A 20,787-nucleotide genomic window follows, 5' to 3' on the forward strand; every position below is an offset into this window, starting at 1 on the left:
CATGGCCGACGCACATTCCCCCTCCGACGCCCCCCAGCGCCTGACCGCCATCCGCGGCGAGATCGACAGCGTGGACCAGGAACTGCTGGCCCTGTTCAACCGTCGCGCCGCCCTGAGCCTGGAAGTGGGCCGCATCAAGGCCGGTGACCCCGGCATCGTGTTCAAGCCCCTGCGCGAACGCGAAGTGCTGGACGGCCTGGCCCGCAAGAACGACGGCCCCCTGCCCGAAGAGCACCTGCGCGCCATCTGGCGCGAGATCTTCTCCTCGTCGCGCGCCCTGCAGCGCCCGCAGAACGTGGCCTATCTGGGCCCGGAAGGCACCTTCTCCTATTTTGCCGGTGTGGAGTATCTGGGCCATGCCGCCAGCTTCCACCCCTGCAACGACCTGCCGCAGGTCTTCGCCGACGTGCACTCCGGCCGCTGCGAGCTGGGCGTGGTGCCGCTGGAGAATTCCCTGCAGGGCACCGTGGGCGTCAGCTTCGATCTGTTCCTCAAGTATGACGTGCATATCCAGGCCGAGCTCTTCTCGCCCATCTCGCACTGTCTGCTGAGCCACGCCGCCAGCCTGGCCGAGATCACCACGGTCTACTCGCATCCCCAGCCCCTGGCCCAGTGCGGCGGCTGGCTGCGCAGCCATCTGCCCCAGGCCGGCCTCATCCCCGTGGAGTCCACCGCCGCCGCGGCCCGCATGGCCGCCGCCAATCCGCAGTCCGCGGCCATCGGCAACGGCAAGCTGGCCGACATGACCGGCCTTTCCATCCTGGCCCGCCGCATCGAGGACGAGCCCGGCAACTGGACGCGCTTCGTCATCATCGGCCCCAAGCCCGTGGGCCAGCTGGACAAGCTGCCGCGCACCGCGCCCGTGCCCGGCCATACCGGCGCGGACAAGACCTCCATGCTCTTCACCCTGCCGGACAAGTCCGGTGCGCTCTCCGGCGTGCTCTCCCTGCTGGCCGAGCACAAAATCAACATGCGCAAGCTGGAGTCCCGCCCTCTGCGCGGCCAGTGCTGGAAGTACGTCTTCTTCACGGACGTGGAATGCGACCTGACCGCCCCCCAGTATGAGGATCTGCTCCGGAAGCTGGCCGAGACCTGCACCAGCTTCCGCATCCTGGGCAGCTACGCCACCGGCCCGCAGCTGGACCGCATCGGCCTGGACGACGTGGAGGACAGCCATGCCTAGTCCCGATACCGCCTGCGTGCGGGCCCCGGCCTCCAAATCCATCTCGCACCGCTACTGCATCGGCGCGGCCCTGGCCCACGGCACGTCCGAGCTGCACCATGTGCTGGACAGCCGTGACCTGGAATGCACCCGCGCCATCCTCTGCGCCGCCGGTGCCCGTATGGATGCCCTGCCCGGCGAGGAAGGCGGCTGGCGCGTCACCGGCATGGACGGCCGTCCCCGGGGCGGCACGGACACGCCCCTGAGCTGCGACGTGCACGAATCCGGCACCACCTGCCGCCTGCTGACCGCCGTGCTGGCCGCCGGTCACGGCCTGTTCCGCATCCACGGCGCGCCGCGCATGCACGAGCGGCCCATCGACGAGCTGACCCGCGCCCTGGAGGCCCTGGGCACGGACGTGCGCTTCGAGCAGCGTCCCGACTGTCCGCCCCTGCTGCTGCGGGCCGCGGGCCTCGATCCCGCCCGCAACGGCGGCCGCGTGCGCCTGGGCATGGATGCCTCCAGCCAGTATTTCTCCGGCCTGCTGCTGGCAGCGCCGCTGGCCCCGGCTCCCCTCTGTGTGGAACTTGGCGGGCAAAAGGCCGTGTCCTGGCCCTATGTGGGCCTGACCCTGCATTGTCTGGAAGATTTCGGCATCCGCTTCAGCGTGGAGACCCGCGAGCCCGACGGCCCGTGGCAGCTCCTGCCCGACGGCGGCTGGCGCGCCCTGCGCACCGCCCGCCCCGACGGCCTGCGCATCACCGTGCAGCCCGGCACCTACCGTGCGGGCAGCTATCAGGTGGAAGGCGACTGGTCCGGGGCCTCCTACCTGCTGGCCGCCGGTGCCCTGGGCAGCCGCCCCGTGCGTGTGGACGGCCTGAGGGCCGATTCCCTGCAGGGCGACCGCGCCATGCTGGACATCCTGCGCGCCATGGGCGCCCGCGCCGAGGTGGAGGGCACGTCCATCACCGTGCATCCTTCGGCCCTGCACGGCGTGGACGTGGACATGGGCCACTGCCCGGATCTGGTGCCCACGGTGGCCGTGCTGGCCGCCTTTGCCCAGGGCCCCACCCGGGTGCGCAACGTGGCCCATCTGCGCATCAAGGAATCCGACCGCATCACCGCCCCGGCCACCGAGCTGGCCCGTCTGGGCGTGCGTGTGGACGAACATGACGACGGCCTGACCGTCCACGGTACGGGCCCCGACGGCCCGGCCTGGGACGAGGCCGCGCGCTTCTCGGCCCACAACGACCACCGCATCGCCATGTCCCTGGCCCTGCTGGGCCTGCCCCACGGCAAGCGCATGGACGCCCTGCTGGACGATCCGCTGGTGGTGCGCAAGTCCTTCCCCACCTTCTGGAAGGTCTGGGAGCGGCTGCTGTGAGCCCGGACAGCTCGACGACGCCCAGGGCGGACGGAGACGGCACCGGCCCCGTGCCCGCGAAAGCCGCGGCCTCCCTGCGGGGACGCGCCGTGCTCGTCGTGGGCTGCCGGGGCCGCATGGGCGCCATGCTCTGCCGCCGCGGCAAGGCCGCCGGTCTGGACATGCGGGGCGTGGACGTGCCCCTGACGGACGCGGTGCTGGCCCCGGCCTGCAAGGATGCGGCCCTGGTGCTGCTCTGCGTGCCCGCGGCCGTCTTTGCCGACGTGGCCGCCACGGTCTGCGCCCATCTGCCCGCCACGGCCATCCTGGCCGACATCACGTCGGTGAAGGTGCGGCCCCTGCAGCAGATGGAGGCCATCTGGCCCGGCCCGGTGGTGGGCACGCACCCGCTCTTCGGCCCGGCCACGCCCGACGAGGACGGCCTGCCCGTGACCGTCACGCCCGGCCGCACGGCCCGCGAAGAGGACACGGCCCTGGTGGAAGCCTTTTTCCGGGCCCTGGGGTGCAGCACCTTCCGGGCCACGGCCGACGAGCACGACCGCGCCATGGCCCGCGTCCAGAACATGAACTTCATCACCAACCTGGCCTACTTTGCCCTGCTGGCAGGGCAGGAAGACCTGTTGCCCTATATCACCCCCTCCTTCCGCCGCCGCCTGCACGCGGCAGAGAAGATGCTCACCGAGGACGGCACCATGTTCACCGGCCTCTTCGAGGCCAATCCGTACAGCCACGAGGCCGTGCGCCAGTATCGCAAGATGCTCAACGTGGCCGCTGCCGGTGATATCGAACTGCTCTGCCGCCGCGCGCAGTGGTGGTGGAAAAAATGACAGCGGGGAAGGGAGCGCCCTGGACAAGCGCTTTCCTTCCCCTTTTTCCTGCTTTGTCCGGCGGTGCCCTGTGACCGCCCTCATCCGGCCACGCCCCTAGCGGCGGAGCGATCCGCCCAAGCGCCGTCAGCTCCTGCTCCACCATCCCATCCCTGCCCTTCCCCCATGGCGGCGTCATGCCGCTCCCGGCGACCCCGAAAAATCGTTGCCGGCGCAACCTTGACCGCCGCGACCCTGTTGCCGCATCATGGTCCCCTCTCTTGCAACCCATGGAGGACCCATGACGACCTTCCTGCTCCTCATCGCCTGCGGCATCGTGGGCGGCCTGCTGTTTTTCTTCCTGCATATCCCCGGCGGTGCCATGCTGGGGGCCGTAGTGGCCGTGCTGGCCGTCAAGATGCTGGGACATGTGGAGACCGATACGCCCCATCTGTTCCAGCTGGGGGCCCAGATCGCCATCGGCGTCATGGTCGGCAACATGATGACCGGCGGCACCCTGCTGGAGATCCGCGCCATGGCCCCCCTGATGTTCGGCTCCACGGCCCTGCTCGTCGTGGCCGGTGCCCTGGGGGCCTGGTTCATCTGCCGCTCGGCCGGGCTGGACGCGGGCAGCGCCATCCTGGCCACCAGCCCCGGCGGCCTGCAGGCCGTGGTGGGCATGGCCTCCGACCTGGGCACCAACGCCCCTGCCGTGCTGGCCTTCCATCTGGTGCGCCTGTACACCGTCCTGCTGCTGGCGCCGTTCCTGGGCTGGCTGCTGCACCGTCTGCTGCCGCACAGCTGATACCGGCCATAAAAAAACGGCCGGGGAAGGAGCGTCCCCTCCCGGGCCGGATAGCCACAGTCCTGCGGCAACGGCGGGCCGCATATCATCAAAACAGCGCGGGCACATCCCCGCCGCTCCCTTACCGGATGCCATAAAAAAAGCTCCGGTGCTGCCGGAGCCATGATGCCTCAGTGAGTCCTCGCCCGCATACCGTCGGGACCGGACAGAGGATGCCTTTCCCGAAAAACTACAGCGAAAAACGCAGGCGCGGCAACGGGCCGTCCAGATAGTCCAGGGCCTGCGCCAGCACGGCGGGCCGGGTGGCGATGTCGTCCGGCCGCAGGGGCAAGGTGTCGAAACGGAAGCCGAAGGAGCGCGCGTAGCGGGCCACGTCAGCGAGCCCCGCCCCCACATCGGCCTTGTCGTGGGCATCGGAGGCCAGACAGACGTCCACGCCGAAGTCGGCGGCCAGGCGCATGATGGCCGGGCAGGGATAGGGCTCGGCAAAGGGCTGGCGCAACCCGGCCGACGAGACTTCCATGATGACCCCGTTATCGGCCATGGCCTGCACGGCGCCGGCCACCACGTCCAGACTGCCCTCTTCGCGCAGCCACGCATGGAACAGATCATAGGAGGCCCGCTTGATGAAGTCGGGATGCGAGGCCACGTTCACCAGCCCGCTGGCCGCCATGCGCGCCATCTCTTCATAATATTCCCGGTAGCGGGCATAGGCGGCCTCCCGGCCGTCGGTCCAGGTGTTGGGACGCGCCACCGGGAAGAGCCCCACATAATGCAGGGAGCCGATCACATAGCTGAACGGCCAGCAGGAAAGGAAACGGCACATATGCCTGGGGTAGTCGGGCAGCCAGTCCAGCTCCACCCCCAGCAGGGGCAACGGCCGGTCTTCCCGCTCCAGCTCCCGTTGCCGCAAGGCCTGCACATCCTGGACGAACTGGCGGAAATTGCCGGGGAACGCCGCTACATACAGCTTGCAGGCATATTCCTCCGGCAGGGGGGAATGCTCGCTCAGGCCGAAGAGGTCCAGCCCGGCCGCGGCGGCGCCCTCGTACATCTCGGCGGCGCTGTGGTGTCCGTGGGACGTGTTGGTATGGGTATGCAGGTCTGCCAGCATCGTGATACCTCCGGCGGACACCTTATGCCGGAGCGCGGCAGGACTCAAGCGCGATCCGCAGGAGATTCCAGGGCCGCCAGCAGGGCCTGCGGCCTTCTGATGACGATGCCCCGGCCGCGGATGTCGATGAGGCCCTCGTCCTGCAGCTGGTGCAGGGTCTCGCTGACCGTGGGCTGCGTGGAACAGACCATGGCCGCCATCTGGCCCTGGGAAAGGCTTACCGGCAGGGCCAGCGGCTGTTCCCAGGCGGCCGGGTCGCGCAGGCTCTCGTGCACCAGCGAGAGCAGCAGACGGCCGACCCTGTGGTGGACATCGCAGGTCTGGGCGCTGAGGCTGTCGCCCAGATAGCGCAGACGGCTGCCCATGACGGTGATGACCCGCCGTGCCAGGGCGTAATTGCGGGACAGCAGATCGTCGAACGCCTGCCTGTCCAGCCGGAAGATGACGGAAGCGGCCAGGGCCTGGGCATTGACCTTACGGGGCAGGTCCTGCAGGACCTCCGACAGGCCGAAGATCTCGCCCGCGGTGCGCAGGAAAAAAGTGGATTCCTTTCCGGCCTCGGTCACGCAAAAGATGCGCAGCAGCCCGGACGCCACATAAAAACAGGCCCCGCCCGCGTCGCCTTCAAAAAAAACGATGTCGTTCTTTTTCAGTTCGATGCGCTGGGCACTGCGCAGAAAGTGTTCCTTGCACTCTTCTATGCCGTCGAAGAAATCCCCTTTTTCCAGATGCCAGAAACTGCGCATGCCGCCTCCCGTGCACCAGGCCCGTGAAGAGGCGTTCCCTGTCTGCCGTACAGACGCCGGAACCGGTGCGCCGCAACCAGACATTGCGGCGCACCGGCAGCGCGTTCCCGGACCCGGCCTTAGCCGTGTCGTGTTCTAGTGACGTATCCGGTTGACATACTTATATGTATATTCATTTCCGTCAATATCACGGCATTTCCAGGTGATGCAGTCCTTGCCCATGATGGGGCGCAGGCTGGCCTTGTAGTAGCCCAGCTGGTAAGGCATGCGCGTCTGCAGGGCACCGGTGGGACAGACCTTGATGCAGGACATGCAGTCCCAGCATTCGCCGGTGGCCCGGCAGCGGGCCTTGCCCGTCTCGGGGTCCAGCATCATGAGGTCGCCGGGGCAGACCATCTCGCAGGCGGTCTCGGGCTTGCCGCCGCAGCCGTTGCACTTGTTCAGATCTATTCTCGGGGGCATGGTTGGCTCCTTGCTTACGCGGTATAACGGTCACCGGGGATCAGCTGCTCGTACGGACGGGTGAAGGTCTCCACCTTGCCCGTGGCGGGATCGCGCCGGGATTCGATGAAACAGTCGAAATTGGCATCGTCGCGTTCCGGGTAGTCGGAACGGGTCTGCCAGCCGGCCCAGCGGGTCTCCTTGCGGGCCTTGAGGTGATGGACCACAGCCTCGGCCACATCGACCCTGTCCATGGTCTCGTGGGCCTGCATGAGCTCGTGCAGGTCGCGGGCACGCAGGTAGCCGAACTGGGACTGCAGCATGGCGATGTGCTTCAGGGCGTAGTCCAGACGCTCCTCGTTGGTGCGGTAGAACTGCGACACGCCGCCGGCGTATTCGTCCATCAGACGCTGCAGGCGTTCCTTCATCTCCACGGGACGCACGCCGTCTTCGTCCCGGGCCAGCAGGGGCGCGTAGACGCGGGCCTTTTCCTGTTCCACGGCCGCCATGTCCAGGGGCGGCAGCTCCAGATCCTTCATGTAGGCGATGGCCCCGCGGGCCGCCAGCTTGCCTTCGGCGCAGCAGCCGCCCACGAACTTGTTGGGGTTGCCGCCTGCGGTCTCGCCCGCGGCGAACAGGCCGGGGATGGTGGTCATGCGCTGCATGTCCACCCAGAAACCGCCGCCGGTATGGCCGCCCAGGATGTAGGGGTCGGAACCGTAGATCTCGATGGGCTCGCGGGTGACGTCCTGGCCGCGGCTGGCCAGGAAGAGCACGAAGGAAGGCCGCTCGTTGAGGTAGTCCTCCATCATGGCCTTGGCCGTTTCGGGGGTCAGGTGGGTGGTGTCGCAATAGCAGGGGCCGCGACCGGCCAGCCATTCTTCCATGGGCGCATTGGCGCGGATGTAGCGCGGCGCGGCGTCCCCGCCCAGATGTTCGTAGCGGCTCATGACGCGCTCACCGTGCGCGTTGATGATGGGCGCGCCGTAGCCCACGGAGATGGTGTCCACCGGACCGCAGAAGTCCTTGGTGCGCGTGGCCACCCAGCGCTGTTCCAGGCTGGTGAGCTCGGCGCCCTGACGGAAGCCGATGGCGTAGCCCGTGCCCACGCAGTAGGGGCACATCCAGATCTGCGCGCCGCTGTCGGTGCTGTCGGCGGTATAGGACTTGTACAGGGTACCGGCCCCGCCGGTGCTGACCACCGTGGCCTTGGCGCGGAAGATGTAGAACTTGCCGTCACGCACGCCGAAGCCCATGGCGCCGGTGCAGCGGCCTTCGTGCATGATGAGGGCCGTGGCCGTCACGCGGTTGTAGACGTCCGCGCCGCTCTCCAGGGCTTTCTCGGCCATGATGGGCTTGAGCTGCTCGCCGTGGATGGAGATGTCCCACTTGCCGCGGTAGCGGATGCGGCCCTGCTCGTCGCGCAGGATGGGCAGGCCCCAGCGTTCCAGATCGTCCACGGACTCGTTGAGCTCGCGGGCATTGGAAAGGGCCAGATCCTCACGCAGGGGGCCGCCGCCCACTTGGGCACGGCTCCAGCGCACCAGGTCTTCGGGGGTCTTGCCTTCGGGGATGTAGGTATTGATGGCGTCCATACCGGCGGAACAGGCACCGGAGCGCATGATCTCGGCCTTTTCCATGATGGTGACGCGGACGTTGGGGTCCACCAGGGCGGCTTCCGTGGCCACGAAGCAGCCGGCATTGCCGCCGCCGATGATGAGCAGGTCGGTCTCGACGACGACGGTCTCGATATCGTCCAGGTTTTCAGGGGTGAACTGGCGCATGTGCGCCGCAGGGATGTTGGCCATGATGTTCTCCTGTAAAAAGCTGTTGGAGCCGGGGCCATACCGCCCCGGCAGGTCGGCAAAGGGCTAGAAGGGCCAGGGGGCGCTGGCGTCCCAGACGGGCATGCCCCACAGGGCGTACCAGGGAGCCATGACCAGCAGGCCATAGGCGATGGCGATACAGACGGAGACCCAGCCGGCACGGGCGTAGTCCGTGGAAGAGAAGGTATCCGTGCCGTGTGCGATGACGGCCGCGGTGATCTGGGTGGGCAGGATGTAGGCGAAGGTATCCGTGTCACAGACCAGCATGGTGAAGGCCACGGGATGCAGGCCCAGCTTGGGCGCCATGGCAAAGACCACCGGCGCCAGCATGGCCACGGCCGCCACGTTGGAGAGCATGCCCAGGCGGATGATGTGCGTGCCCACCATCATGGTCAGGATGGCCTGCCACCAGCTCATGCCAACCACCCAGGCGTGGATGTGGTCGGCCAGCCACTGGGCCAGGCCGGACTGGGTCATGGCCGTGGTCATGGTCATGGCGCCGCCCAGCAGCAGGAAGGTGCCCCAGATGGTCTTTTCCTGCACGGACTTCCAGGAACAGGGCATGAGGCCGGGCGCGAAGAGCACCAGCATGCCCAGCAGGCCGATGACGCCCAGAGGCTGGTGGTGCAGCTCGGCGATGAAGCTGCCCTTGCCGGTCATGAACATGATGCCCGCCAGGGCAAAGATGCCCAGCAGCACCTTTTCGGGCATGGTCATGGGACCGAGGTCGTCGTATTTCTTCTGCAGGGCCTCCACCCCGCCGGCGATATGCACCTTGCGCGTGCCGAAATGCCAGCGGATCCAGGCCTGCGTCAGGGCGAACATGCCCAGGTAGGGGGCCTGCAGCAGCATCCAGTTGAGGTAGTTGAGGTTGCTGAAGCCCGCCTTGTCGAAGATACCCACCATGATCATGTTGGGCAGGTGGGCGGTCATGATGAACATGCCGCAGATCATGGAGCCGTAGACCAGGGACTGGATGACGATGGCCTTCTTGGCGGCGCGTTCTTCCGGCGTATCACCGAGCAGGCGGCAGATGCCCTGCACCACGGGCAGCAGGGTGGCGGCGCGGGCGTTGGCCGCGGGCACCAGGAAGCCCAGCACGATGTTCACGAAGAACATGCCCCAGATGACGCGGCCCACACTGGAGGCCTTGAGCCGGGCAAGGATGCCCAGGGCGATGCGCTTGTCCAGGCCCACCAGCTGCATGACGGCCCCCACCAGGAAGGCGAACAGGCACAGCCAGATGACGTGGTTGGTGAACCCGGCGAAGATGATGGACATGGGCGGTTTGCCGCCCTGCCAGGGGATGGCCTGGGTGATGAGCAGCAGCGTGGGGATGGAGATACCGGTGATGCCCGTGGGCATGGCCTCGCTGACCCACATGACGCTGGCCCAGAGCACGATGCCCAGCACGGCCATGCCGTTGTGGGTCAGGCCCGGGAAGGGCGGCAGCACGGTCCAGAAAAGGAAAAAGAGCGCCCAGGCGATGACGAAGCCCGTGTAGACACGCACGGGGCTGCGTCCGTTGCGGCGCAGGTTCCCGGCCAGGTACTGCAAAAACGAACCGGAACCGGCAGAGGTTTGCTCAGGCATGGCAGACTCCTTTTTTCATGACAAAACGGAACATCTGCCTGCAACCTATCTGGGAAAAAATTCTCAATCTATCAGCCCGCCGATAGTTCGTGAAAAAAGACCAGGGCTTAGCGCCCGTTCAACAAAAAACGGCAGTCATGGAGCATGTCCATGACTGCCGTTTCGACAGCACAGCCCAGGCAGGGCTAAAAATACATGGTCAGCAGATCGCGGGCCCGGGCCACGTCGGTGCGGATCTGGGCCACCAGGGCATCGGCGGAGTCGAAACGCTTCTCGTCGCGCAGACGGGCCACGAAGTCCAGGCGCAGCTCGCTGCCGTAGAGGTTCAGATCCGTATCCAGCAGGAAGCTCTCGATGCTCAGGCCGTAATCCCCGAAGGTGGGCTTGCGGCCGATGTTGGTCACGGCCTGCAGGGTCTTGCCCAGGTGCGGCACCACCACGCGGGTGGCGTAGACGCCCGGTGCGGGCAGCATGGTGTCCGGGATGGCGATGTTGGCCGTGGGGAAGCCCAGGCCGGTACCGCGGCCTTCGCCGTGCACCACCAGGCCCTCGCAGCCGTAGGCATGGCCCAGCAGGCTGGCGGCCGTGGCCACATCGCCCTTGCCGATGAGCTCGCGCAGGCAGGTGGAGCTGACCACATGCCCGCCCACTTCCACCGGCGGCAGCTGGTCCACGTCAAAGCCGTACTTCTCGCCCAGGGCACGCAGCACATCGGGCTGGCCGCTGCGGCCGCGCCCCAGCGTGAAATCATGCCCGATGACCAGATGTTTGAGCCGCAGCGGCAGCAGGTGCTGCCGGACGAACTCCTCGGGCGACAGCGCGGCCAGCTCGTGGGTGAAGGGCAGCTCCAGCACACGCAGATCGCCCAGGCCCTGCAGCAGGCGCATGCGAGCGGCCCGGCTGGTCAGGGGCTGATGCGGCCTGCCGAAAAGCACGCGCGGATGCGGCCAGAAGGTGATGACCACGCAATCCAGGCCGAACTGCTGGCTGTAGGTCAGCGCACGGCGGATGAGGACCTGATGGCCCTGGTGTACGCCGTCGAAATTGCCGATGGTGACGGCCGTGGCGCGGGGAGACGCGGAAGGGGAAGTTTCCATGATGGTCCAGTTGCTCAGATAAGACGGTCGAAAATGGATTGATAGGTTTGCCGCACATGCAGCATCAGGCGCAGGGCCATGGCCTGTGCGCGGGCCTCGTCCTCGAAAAAGACAGCGGCCAGAAAACGGGACACGGGACGAAAGTCCGCATCGCCCCGCTCGGCCAGCACCTCCCAGTAGGCCGGGGCACGCTCCAGGGCCAGGGCCGAGGTCTTGTCCGTATGGCTCTGCCCGAAGCTTTCCCGGAACTGCCGGAACATGGCCTCGGCCTGATCGGGGAAGGAGCGTTGCAGGGCCAGACGCCACAGGGCCATGCACAGGCCGCGCCACTCCGCCAGCAGCCGGGCACGACGCCAGAACTGCAGACGGCCGATACCGAGGATGTGCAGGGCCCGTCCCGCATCCAGATCGAGGAGCAGGACGGGGAAATTGTCCAGGGCCTCCCGTACCGCATCGGCACGGACGGCCATCAGACTGCTCATGCTTCTGCCTGACCTTCAGCCGCAGGCTTGCGACGACGGCGACGACGGCGGCGCTTGGCCGTGCCCTCCCCTTCGGCAGGGGCGGGAGCATCCCCGCCATCCGCCGCGGGCGCGGCGTCCGCAACAGCCTCGGCGGCGGGAGCGGCGGCCTCGGCAGCCTTGTCCCCGCGATCACGGCGACGGCGGGAGGAACGCTTGCGGCCCCGGCCCTCGCCGTCACCACGGCGGGAAGATTCGCTGCGGCCTTCGGGCAGCTGCTGCACATGGCCCAGGCTCTCCTGATAGGCGGCATCCACCAGCATGGCCAGCAGCAGACCGTTCTCGTCGTCCTCGGCCTGGCTGGCCAGTTCGCGCACCAGCGGCGCATAACGGGCCACGCGCATCTTCTCCAGACCGGTCAGCTTGCGGAAACGGCTCTCCAGCAGGGTGGTCACGCGCGCACCGGCCACCACGGCCACGTCCTCGTCCGTGGGCGCGGGGATCTCGCGCAGGGCGATCTTGTAATGGCGGGCGATGCGCTCCAGTTCCATGCGCTGCATGATGTCCACCAGCGAGATGACCGTACCGGCAGCCCCGGCACGGCCCGTGCGGCCGGCACGGTGGATGTAGCTCTCATGGTCTTCCGGGGGCTCGTAGAGGAAAACGTGGGACAGGGCCGGGATGTCGATACCGCGCGCGGCCACGTCCGTGGCCACCAGATACTGCAGGCTGCCCTGGCGGATCTTGTCCAGTACGGCCTCGCGACGGGCCTGGGAAAGGTCGGCCGACAGCTCGTCGGCATTGTAACCGAAGCCCTGCAGCACGCCGGTGATGTAATGGACGTTGGCCTTGGTGTTGCAAAAGATGATGGCCGATGCCGGGTTCTCGGTCTCCAGCAGGCGCACCAGCACGCGGTCCTTGTCCATGGGACGGCTCTGGCAGAACAGATGCTGCACTTCGGCCACATGCACTTCCTTCTGCGAGAGGGAGAGCATGGAAGGCTCGGTCAGGAATTCCCCGGCCAGCTTGAGCACGTGCGGCGGATAGGTGGCCGAGAACATGCTGGTGTGGATGCGGCGGCGCGGCAGGTAGCGCTGCACTTCCTTCATGTCGGGGTAGAAGCCGATGGACAGCATGCGGTCGGCTTCGTCGAAGACCAGGGCGTCCAGATCGTCCAGCGAAAGGGTGCGGCGCAGCAGATGGTCCAGCACGCGGCCGGGCGTGCCCACCACCAGCTGGGCCCCGTCACGCAGGGCGTCCATCTGCTTTTTGTAGCCCACGCCGCCATAGACGGCCACGGGACGGATGCCCGTGCCTTCGAACAGGGTGCGCGCCTCGTGCTCCACCTGCACGGCCAGCTCGCGGGTGGGCACCAGGATCAGGGCCTGGGCGGCGTGCAGTTCGGGATCCAGACGCGGCACCAGGGGCAGCAGGTAGCAGCCGGTCTTGCCGCTGCCGGTACGGGACTGCACCATGATGTCGCGGCCTTCCAGCAGGTACGGCAGGGCCAGGGACTGCACGGGCATCAGGGACGTCCAGCCCGCACGGCCGCAGGCGGCGGCGATGGTCTCGGGCAGGGTCTCCAGCGTGGCGCGCGGCAGGGCGTTCTCGGGCTCGGCCACGGAAAAATTCTCAAGGGAAGCGCCGGGGGTGGAAAGTTCGGCCGCAGGGGCGGCCTGTTCCTGCGCGGCCTCTCCGGCGGAGGCGGGGCAGGTAGGATCGGTGATGTCGGACATGATGGCTCTCTGACGCACGGCGGCCGGGGGGATCCCGTCTGCCGCCGATGCGGATGGGTTATTCTTTTGATGTCGGAAACGCACTAACCTGCCACAAGCGGCGCCCATGCGCAAGGCGCCGCCGGGGCCCTCCCGCGGCGGGCACGGGCGCGGCCTGCAAAGGCCTTCGCGATGGCGTCGGCCGGACAGGGGCGCCCCCTTTGCCGGGTGCAGGGGCGGGCCCCCTTGTTGAAAGCCCGCCCACCTTTCCGTCAGGCAGCGCCCGAGACGTTCCCCGCACGCAGGGGCGGCAAAAAGGCGCGGGGCACGGCTCTTGTCACCCTGGCGTCGCCAGGCTGTCACCGGCAGCGGACAGGCTGTGAAAAAAGGCCGCCGGATGCGGGCGCCGCTTGCGTCCGGGCAAGAATGCGGCTAGCCTGAAAGGCCTCACCGGCGCACCCGCCGTACGGACAGGGGCACCGGAGCATGTTTTTTTGATTCGGAGGGAGCCATGGCGCAACTACAGCCGGATTTCGGTCCCGATTTTTCCAAGGGACTGGTCCCCGCCATCGCGCAGGACGCGGCCACGGGCGAAGTGCTCATGCTGGCCTATATGAATGAAGAAGCCTGGAAACGTACCCTGGAAACCGGCGAGGCCCATTACTGGAGCCGCAGCCGCAAGGAACTCTGGCACAAGGGCGGCACGTCCGGGAACGTACAGAAAGTGCTTTCCATCCGCCTGGACTGCGACAGCGACACCGTGCTGCTCAAGATCGAGCAGATCGGCGGCGCGGCCTGCCATACGGGACGGCGTTCCTGCTTCTACCGGGAATGGGACAACGGCGTGGTGCGCGAGTGCTCCCCCGTGGTCTTCGATCCCCGGAAGGTCTACGGCACCAAGTAGCCGGGACCGCACGATGCTTTCTTCGGGCCCTCGGGCCCGTCTCTGGGAAGGAGCCATGCGGCGCATGGCCCAAACAACACAGCAGCAGGCCTTTCGCCTGCCGGAGTAGACACGATGAGCGAAGAATCGCAGGCCATCCTCAAACTGGGCGTGCCCAAGGGCTCGCTGGAAGACGCCACCATCAACCTTTTCGAGCGCGCCGGCTGGAAGATCCGCAAGCATACGCGCAACTATTTCCCGGACATCAATGACCCCGAGATCACGGCCTCGCTGTGCCGCGTGCAGGAGATCGGCGGCTACATCGCCGCGGGCATCCTGGACGTGGGCATCACCGGCCTGGACTGGCTCACGGAAGGCGGTCATGAAGACAAGGTGGTGCACGTGGCGGATCTGGTCTACTCCAAGACGTCCAACCGCCCCTGCCGCTGGGTGCTGGCCGTGGCCGGTGACTCCCCCTACCAGTGCCCGCAGGACCTGGCCGGCAAGCGCATCGCCACCGAGCTGGAAGGCCTGACCCGCAATTACTTCAAGCGCGTGGGCGTGGACGTGAACGTCTTCTATTCCTGGGGCGCTACGGAAGCCAAGGTCGTGGAAGGCCTGGCCGACGGTATCGTGGAAGTGACCGAGACCGGCACCACCATCCGGGCCCACGGCCTGCGCATCATCGACGAAGTGATGTGCTCCTACCCGGTCATCATCGCCAACAAGGAAGCCTGGGCCGACCCGCGCAAGCGCGCCAAGATCGACCAGCTGACCCTGCTCCTGCAGGGCGCCCTGCGCGCCGAAAGCCTGGTGGCCATCAAGATGAACGCCCCGGCCTCCAACCTGGACGCCATCCTCGAGATGCTGCCCTCCCTGAACTCGCCCACGGTCTCGCCCCTGCGCGACGAGGCCTGGCTCTCGGTGGAAACCGTGGTCAACATCGACGTGGTGCGCGACCTCATCCCCCGTCTGCGCGACGCCGGGGCCGAAGGCATCATCGAATACGCCCTGAACAAGGTCATCTAGCAGGGCCTGACGAAAAAAATGTCTGTGGGGGAGGGCCCCCCTTATCTCTGCTGTCGATGCCCGTAGCTTCCTTCGTCGCAACGGGCACGGCCCTTGCAGGCCGCCTTCGGTCGCTTGCTCGCGGCAAAAAAGGGCTCCCTCCCCCGCACCCCTCCCTCCCCAAAACCCGCCATTCGAGGCTGGGGGATATGGGGAAGGACAGGCAGCGGCATCTCCTGCGGGAGAGGGTCGCTTTTTTGTTATCGGGGAAAGGCCATGATCATGTCGTCTCGTCCGGTGGTTTCCGGCCTTTTTTTCAAAATCCGGATGCCCAGACACGGGGCGCCCCCTCAAGATGGCTGTTTTCTCTCCCCTTCTGTCCCCCGCCACGAGGTCCCGTCATGTATCGCCAGCCTCTCCGCCTGCTGACCGTCCTCTGCCTTTTGGGCATCGCTCCCGCCTTCGCCGCGCAGGTGTCCGCAGAAAGCGGCCCTCTCCCGTCCTCCGTCACCAGCGTGGCCGCCGCGACCGGCTCTGTCCGGCAGCCTTCGTCCTCCGTCCGGTCTTCCGCCCGTCCCGCCCAGCGGCAATGGCAGGGCAATCCCGCACGCAAGGGCTACGACGACTTCCGCAACAAGCACCATCTGCGTCCCGAAGGCCAGCACCGTCTGCCCCGGCCCCGCATCCAGCGGGACGGCTCCTGGCGTCCGGGCCGTCGCGACTGAGGACCCCGCCCTGCAGCCCCTGCGCAGGTCTCCGCAGTCCCGGCGCTGCACCATGTGGAGGACACCCGTTCTCCCCAACAGGGGCCCGGGCACACGCTGCATGGCCGCTCCCTCCGCATAAAAGGGACGGCATGGCACCCCGACCGGCCAAGGGGGGAAGCTCCCGCTCCGCTACGGCAGAAGCGCACGCGATGTCTGCACCGCAGCGGACATGCCCTGCCAAGAGGCTGCGACGCGTCCCCCGGCACCGCAGCCCGTCTTCCGGAACGAAAAAGTTTGCAGCAAACCCCGGAAGAGGATACAAGCAAGCAGGACAGCGTGCGTTAGGGAAATTTTTCCCAAGCACTGTCCCGCTCCCACAACCTTCCAACAAGAGAACGCATCATGGAAAAAGACGCCAGCCGCGAATTCATGGAAAACCTGCCCGAGCTGGAACCGGGCAAGACCTTCTGCTTTGCCTGCCATCCCGAAGTTCCCTGCTTCAACCGCTGCTGTGCGGAACTGACCCTGCCCCTGACCCCCTATGACGTGCTGCGCCTGCGCCGCCATATGAACAACATGCCCAGCGAGGCCTTCCTCAACGACTTCACCCGCATGCGCACCTTCCCCGACACGGGCTTCCCCCTGCCTCTGCTGCGCATGCTGGAAGGCCCCGGCGAGCCCTGTCCCTTCGTGACGCCCGGCGGCTGTTCCGTGTACGAGAACCGCCCCGGCGCCTGCCGCTTCTACCCCCTGGGCCGCGGCACCAAGATGGGCCACGAGGGCGTGGACGAACGCTTCTTCCTGGTGCGTGAACCCCACTGCCACGGCTTTGACGAAGGCAAGGAATGGACGGCCCAGACCTGGCTGGCCAGCCAGGAACTGGACGAGTACAATGCCGCCAACGACCGCTACATGCGCCTGATGGCCATGGTCAAGGCCACGGAAAAGCCGCTGGAACCGCGCATGGCCACCATGGTCATCCTTTGCCTCTACCAGCTGGACAAGTTCCGCGAACTCATCGAAAAAATGGGCATCTTCCGCCGCGTGGAGATCACCGAAGAGCGCCAGAAGGCCGTCATGGAATCCGACGAAGCCACGCTGGACTTTGCTCTGGACTGGCTGGAACTGGTCATCTTCGGACAGAGCGAAGGTTTGAACAAAAAGTAGCTTTTTTTTGCAACTGTAAAAAAAGCTGACATCTGACAGCCTGCTTTCCATCAGGGGAGCAGGCTGTTTTTGTTTTTCGTATCTCTTTTGGTTACGGCATGTTAGCTGGCGATTGGGATTTTTTGCACAAATGGCATGTTTTTTGCTGTTTTTGACGGCAAACATACCGGGAGGAGTTATGAGTTTTGGCAGATCACTGTATCAATTTCTGTTAAGCAGCTCGCAGGCCTACGCCAAATGGGACCTGGAAGTCTCCACGTCCATCATCAAGAACCGCAAAAAGATGCTGTTCCTGCTGGCCCTGGCCGCGCCCATCCTGCTCGTGTGCGGTGCCGAAGCCTATGAAGCCCACGAAATGCTGGGCGGCAAAAGCGCGTATGCGCCGGCCTTCTACACCACCACCATTTTCCTGGCCTCCATCGCCGTCGGTCTGGCGGCCGGCCTCATCACCGGCTGCATCGGCGCCGGTGGCGGCTTCATCATCACCCCGGCCCTGATGGCCGCGGGCGTCAAGGGCATCCTGGCCGTCGGTACGGACCTGTTCCACATCTTCGCCAAGGCCATCATGGGCACCACCGTCCACAAAAAGCTCGGTAACGTGTCCGTCAAACTGGCCATCGCGTTCCTGGTAGGCTCCGGTGCCGGTACCTTCGTGGGCGGCGCCATCAACAAGGGCCTGTACAATGCCGACCCGCTGCTGTCCGAAATGTTCATCAGCACCATCTACGCCGTGCTGCTGGGCTTCCTGGGCTTCTACGCCCTGTTCGACTTCCTGAAAGCCACCCGCGGCACCCAGGCCGACAGCGGCGACGCTCACGGCGGCACCGCCGGCATGACCGGCCTTTCCGTCAAGCTGCAGAGCCTGAACGTGCCCCCCATGATCACCTTTGACGAAGACCTGGTGCCTGGTGGCCGTCGCATCTCCGGCTGGATCGTTGCCGCCGGTGGCGTGGTCGTGGGCATGCTGGCCGCCATCATGGGTGTGGGCGGCGGTTTCGTGACCTTCCCCATGTTCGTGTACATCTTCGGTGTGTCCTCCATGACCACCGTGGGTACCGACATCCTGCAGATCATCTTCACCGCCGGTCTGGCTTCCGTGGGCCAGTACGCCATTTACGGTTACGTGTTCTACACCCTGGCCGTGGGCATGCTGCTGGGTTCCCTGCTGGGCATCCAGGTGGGCGCTCTGACCACCAAGGTCGTCAAGGGCGTGCACATCCGCGGTTTCTACGCCGTGTCCATCATCTCCGGTTTCATCAACCGCGCCGCCACCCTGCCCAAGAAGCTGGTCGAAATGGAATACCTCGACTGGTCCATGTCCGTGGTGAATATCATCGAAGAAGTGGGCAACGTGATCTTCTGGGTGGTCGTCGCCTTCTTCGGCCTCTGGGTGTTCAGCAAGTTCTTCCTTAATCTCGGCAAGCTCAGAGGGGAGGCCTAATTATGCTTATTCATGAAAAAGGCCCCTTTGTCCGGGGTTCCATCCTGCTGATCTCGTTCCTGGTCCTGTTCTGTGTGCTGCTCACCCCCATCATGCGTGACGAAAAGGGCAACCACCTGACCGGCCTCCAGTACGCCGATAACGTGTTCAACGAACTTTCCAAGGGTTCTTCCTACTTCATCCCCAGCGTGCGTGAACATGTGAAGACCGTGGAAAAGGTCAACGTCAAGGTCACCGTGACCATGAAGAAGGCCGAACTGGCCGAGACCGCCGTGCAGGTGCTGACCAAGGCCGGCATGACCGCCAGCGCTGACGGCGCCAAGGTCTCCTACGAAGGCAACCTGGCCGCCATGCTGAACGCCGCCACCACCGACGCCGACAGCCTGTACCACAACGACGCCGCCACCGTGAGCGCCCGTTACGACGGCACCCATGCCCTCAAGGCCGCCGCGGCCTGGTGGTATGTGCTGAGCCCCTCCATCAAGGAACTGCAGAAGCAGCGCCTGATCGCCGAGGCCCAGGTCGTTGACCAGGTCCTGCGCCGCGCCGTGGAACCCGGCAACAACTTCTACAGCGTGGAACCCGTGAAGGTGTCGGATCACATCTGGCTCATGAGCGGCATGCTGATCTTCTACGTCATCTACACGCTCTGGTATGGCTTCGCCATCTTCGAGCTGTTTGAAGGCGTTGGCCTTGCCATGACCAAGTCCAAGGTCAAGCAGGAAGGCTAGTTCCCGGTCTGGCCTTTCCAGGCGGGCAACGTCAGGCGCCGACGGGCAACCGTCGGCGCCTTTTTCATTCCCGCCCCCGGGCATGCCCAAGAGACACCTTTGCCGCTTCCCTCGTCTCTTCCCTTTCGAGCGTCATCCGGCCCTGCAGCTCTCCTTGTTTCTGCCCGCTCCCTGCCCGCCGCCCCGCCTGCCGAGGCGTCCCGGCCTGCCCGCGGCTCCCCCAAAAAACCGACGCCGACTGTCCTTCTTCCCCACGGGCCCTGCCCGCGACGGAGCTGAAGCCGCGCGGGACGCCTGTTCCCCGTTCCCGCCATCCCTCGCGCACCACCTGTCCGCAGCCTTCCCTGCCGCCCGGGGGCACGGCCTTTCCCTCCCCTGGAGCATGCCTCCCTTTTTCGTCCTTTTCCCCTGCGGGACATTGACACCCCCGCTTTGCCGAGGCTATCCTACCGGGATAACGCCCGTAACGGGCCAACTCCACGCAAGGACAAGTTCGATGATGGATATTGATCGCCAAATGGCCGTGATCAAGCGCGGCGTGGCGGAACTGATTGACGAGAAGGAACTGCGCAAGAAACTGGAACGCGGCACGCCCCTGCGCGTGAAGGTGGGCTTTGACCCCACCGCTCCCGACCTGCATCTGGGCCACACCGTGGTCATGCACAAGATGCGCCACTTTCAGGAACTGGGCCACCAGATCATCTTCCTGATCGGTGACTTCACCGGCCGCATCGGCGACCCCACCGGCCGCTCCGAGACCCGTCCCCCCCTGACCGAGGAACAGGTCATCGCCAATGCCGAGACCTACAAGAAGCAGGTCTTCAAGATCCTCGACCCCGAAAAGACCATCGTGGAATTCAACTCCCACTGGCTGGGCAAGATGGACGCCTCGGACTTCATCCGTCTGGCCTCCAGCTATACCGTGGCCCGCATGATGGAACGCGACGACTTTGAAAAGCGCTTCCGCGAGCAGCGCCCCATCTCCATCCACGAATTCATCTATCCCCTCTGCCAGGGCTATGACTCCGTGGCCCTCAAGGCCGACGTGGAAATGGGCGGCACCGACCAGAAGTTCAACCTGCTGGTGGGCCGCAACCTCCAGGCCCACTACGGCATGGAAAGCCAGTGCATCCTGACCATGCCCCTGCTGGAAGGCCTGGACGGCGTGCGCAAGATGTCCAAGTCCTACGGCAACTACATCGGTATCGACGAAGCTCCCTCCGAGATCTTCGGCAAGGTCATGGCCATCTCCGACGAGCTCATGTGGCGCTACTACGAGCTGCTGTCCTTCAAGTCTCTGGAAGAGATCGCCACCCTCAAGGAAGACGTGGCCCAGGGCCGCGTGCATCCCAAGGCCGCCAAGGAAATGCTGGCCCACGAAATGGTCAGCCGCTACCACAGCGAAAAGGACGCCGACGAGGCCCGCCAGGGCTTCAATGCCGTCTTTGCCAGCGGCGGCGTGCCGGACGACGCCCCCTGCCACACCTGCGCCCAGGGCGACGACAGCACCCCGCCCGCCTTCCTGGAAGCCGCCGGTCTGGTCAAGAGCCGCGGCGAAGCCAAGCGCCTCATCAAGGAAGGCGCCCTGTCCGTGGACGGCCAGCGCTGCGACGACGCCATGTCGCCCCTGGCTGCCGGTGAATACGTCATCAAGCTGGGCAAGAAGCGCTTCCTGCGCCTGACCGTCACGGCCTAGCCTG

Annotated in this window: 19 protein-coding genes; 11 read left to right on the plus strand and 8 right to left on the minus strand. The window is 65.9% G+C overall.

Annotation, left to right across the window (positions count from 1 at the left end; all coding sequences use genetic code 11):
- Window position 1: 1 nt before the first annotated feature.
- The 4 genes from pheA (at window position 2) to ACQRAG_RS03745 (ending at window position 4,157) form a co-directional block, all read left to right on the plus strand.
- Window positions 2–1,183, plus strand: coding sequence for a prephenate dehydratase (gene pheA / locus ACQRAG_RS03730; RefSeq protein WP_297139081.1), 1,182 nt, complete (start codon window positions 2–4; stop codon window positions 1,181–1,183).
- A complete protein-coding gene (locus ACQRAG_RS03735) occupies window positions 1,176–2,546 on the plus strand; it encodes a 3-phosphoshikimate 1-carboxyvinyltransferase (RefSeq protein ID WP_303867120.1) in 1,371 nt (456 codons plus the stop codon). The genes pheA and ACQRAG_RS03735 overlap by 8 nt, the downstream gene beginning before the upstream one ends.
- Complete coding sequence (locus ACQRAG_RS03740) at window positions 2,543–3,373, plus strand: prephenate dehydrogenase (RefSeq protein WP_204674490.1); 831 nt, start codon at window positions 2,543–2,545, stop codon at window positions 3,371–3,373. Before ACQRAG_RS03735 ends, ACQRAG_RS03740 begins: the two co-directional genes overlap by 4 nt.
- 280 nt (window positions 3,374–3,653) lie before the next feature.
- On the plus strand, window positions 3,654–4,157 hold the full coding sequence (locus ACQRAG_RS03745) for an AbrB family transcriptional regulator (protein ID WP_168935811.1): 504 nt from the start codon (window positions 3,654–3,656) through the stop codon (window positions 4,155–4,157).
- A gap of 229 nt (window positions 4,158–4,386) precedes the next feature.
- On the opposite strand, the gene ACQRAG_RS03750 is transcribed toward ACQRAG_RS03745, so the two are convergent.
- The 8 genes from ACQRAG_RS03750 to ACQRAG_RS03785 all read right to left on the minus strand — a co-directional run bounded on the left by ACQRAG_RS03750 (window position 4,387) and on the right by ACQRAG_RS03785 (window position 13,171).
- Complete coding sequence (locus tag ACQRAG_RS03750) at window positions 4,387–5,271, minus strand: histidinol-phosphatase HisJ family protein (protein ID WP_168935812.1); 885 nt, start codon at window positions 5,269–5,271, stop codon at window positions 4,387–4,389.
- A 44-nt stretch (window positions 5,272–5,315) separates the two neighbouring features.
- Entirely contained in the window at window positions 5,316–6,017 is a 702-nt protein-coding gene (locus tag ACQRAG_RS03755) for a Crp/Fnr family transcriptional regulator (RefSeq protein ID WP_303931384.1), read from the minus strand.
- Window positions 6,018–6,152: 135 nt separating this feature from the next.
- Window positions 6,153–6,479 (minus strand): 4Fe-4S dicluster domain-containing protein, encoded by a 327-nt coding sequence (locus tag ACQRAG_RS03760; protein ID WP_204626038.1) that lies wholly within the window; start codon window positions 6,477–6,479, stop codon window positions 6,153–6,155.
- Between the two features lie 14 nt (window positions 6,480–6,493).
- A complete protein-coding gene (locus tag ACQRAG_RS03765) occupies window positions 6,494–8,266 on the minus strand; it encodes an adenylyl-sulfate reductase subunit alpha (RefSeq protein WP_204626039.1) in 1,773 nt (590 codons plus the stop codon).
- Between the two features lie 63 nt (window positions 8,267–8,329).
- Window positions 8,330–9,877 carry an SLC13 family permease gene (locus ACQRAG_RS03770; RefSeq protein WP_006007808.1) on the minus strand — a complete coding sequence of 516 codons (1,548 nt, stop codon included), beginning with the start codon at window positions 9,875–9,877 and terminating at the stop codon, window positions 8,330–8,332.
- A 185-nt stretch (window positions 9,878–10,062) separates the two neighbouring features.
- Window positions 10,063–10,974 (minus strand): bifunctional riboflavin kinase/FAD synthetase, encoded by a 912-nt coding sequence (locus ACQRAG_RS03775; protein ID WP_168935817.1) that lies wholly within the window; start codon window positions 10,972–10,974, stop codon window positions 10,063–10,065.
- A gap of 14 nt (window positions 10,975–10,988) precedes the next feature.
- Complete coding sequence (locus tag ACQRAG_RS03780; protein WP_427803964.1) at window positions 10,989–11,456, minus strand: hypothetical protein; 468 nt, start codon at window positions 11,454–11,456, stop codon at window positions 10,989–10,991.
- Window positions 11,453–13,171, minus strand: coding sequence for a DEAD/DEAH box helicase (locus tag ACQRAG_RS03785; RefSeq protein ID WP_204626042.1), 1,719 nt, complete (start codon window positions 13,169–13,171; stop codon window positions 11,453–11,455). Before ACQRAG_RS03785 ends, ACQRAG_RS03780 begins: the two co-directional genes overlap by 4 nt.
- Before the next feature lie 490 nt (window positions 13,172–13,661).
- On the opposite strand from ACQRAG_RS03785, the gene hisI reads away from it, so the two are divergent.
- From hisI to tyrS, 7 genes are all read left to right on the plus strand, one after another.
- Complete coding sequence (gene hisI / locus ACQRAG_RS03790; RefSeq protein WP_168935819.1) at window positions 13,662–14,054, plus strand: phosphoribosyl-AMP cyclohydrolase; 393 nt, start codon at window positions 13,662–13,664, stop codon at window positions 14,052–14,054.
- 114 nt (window positions 14,055–14,168) lie between these two features.
- Window positions 14,169–15,062, plus strand: coding sequence for an ATP phosphoribosyltransferase (gene hisG / locus ACQRAG_RS03795; protein ID WP_204626043.1), 894 nt, complete (start codon window positions 14,169–14,171; stop codon window positions 15,060–15,062).
- Window positions 15,063–15,442: 380 nt separating this feature from the next.
- On the plus strand, window positions 15,443–15,766 hold the full coding sequence (locus tag ACQRAG_RS03800; protein ID WP_300706042.1) for a hypothetical protein: 324 nt from the start codon (window positions 15,443–15,445) through the stop codon (window positions 15,764–15,766).
- A 384-nt stretch (window positions 15,767–16,150) separates the two neighbouring features.
- Complete coding sequence (locus tag ACQRAG_RS03805; RefSeq protein ID WP_168935822.1) at window positions 16,151–16,915, plus strand: YkgJ family cysteine cluster protein; 765 nt, start codon at window positions 16,151–16,153, stop codon at window positions 16,913–16,915.
- Between the two features lie 178 nt (window positions 16,916–17,093).
- Complete coding sequence (locus ACQRAG_RS03810) at window positions 17,094–18,356, plus strand: sulfite exporter TauE/SafE family protein (protein WP_006007786.1); 1,263 nt, start codon at window positions 17,094–17,096, stop codon at window positions 18,354–18,356.
- Between the two features lie 2 nt (window positions 18,357–18,358).
- Window positions 18,359–19,087: a hypothetical protein gene (locus ACQRAG_RS03815; protein WP_204626618.1), complete on the plus strand. Its 729-nt coding sequence runs from the start codon at window positions 18,359–18,361 to the stop codon at window positions 19,085–19,087.
- Window positions 19,088–19,583: 496 nt separating this feature from the next.
- The gene (gene tyrS / locus ACQRAG_RS03820; RefSeq protein WP_006007781.1) at window positions 19,584–20,783 is read left to right on the plus strand and encodes a tyrosine--tRNA ligase; all 1,200 of its coding nucleotides are present in this window, start codon (window positions 19,584–19,586) and stop codon (window positions 20,781–20,783) included.
- Window positions 20,784–20,787 lie beyond the last annotated feature (4 nt).

The organism is Desulfovibrio sp. SGI.230, assembly GCF_050313065.1.
GTDB lineage: Bacteria > Desulfobacterota > Desulfovibrionia > Desulfovibrionales > Desulfovibrionaceae > Desulfovibrio.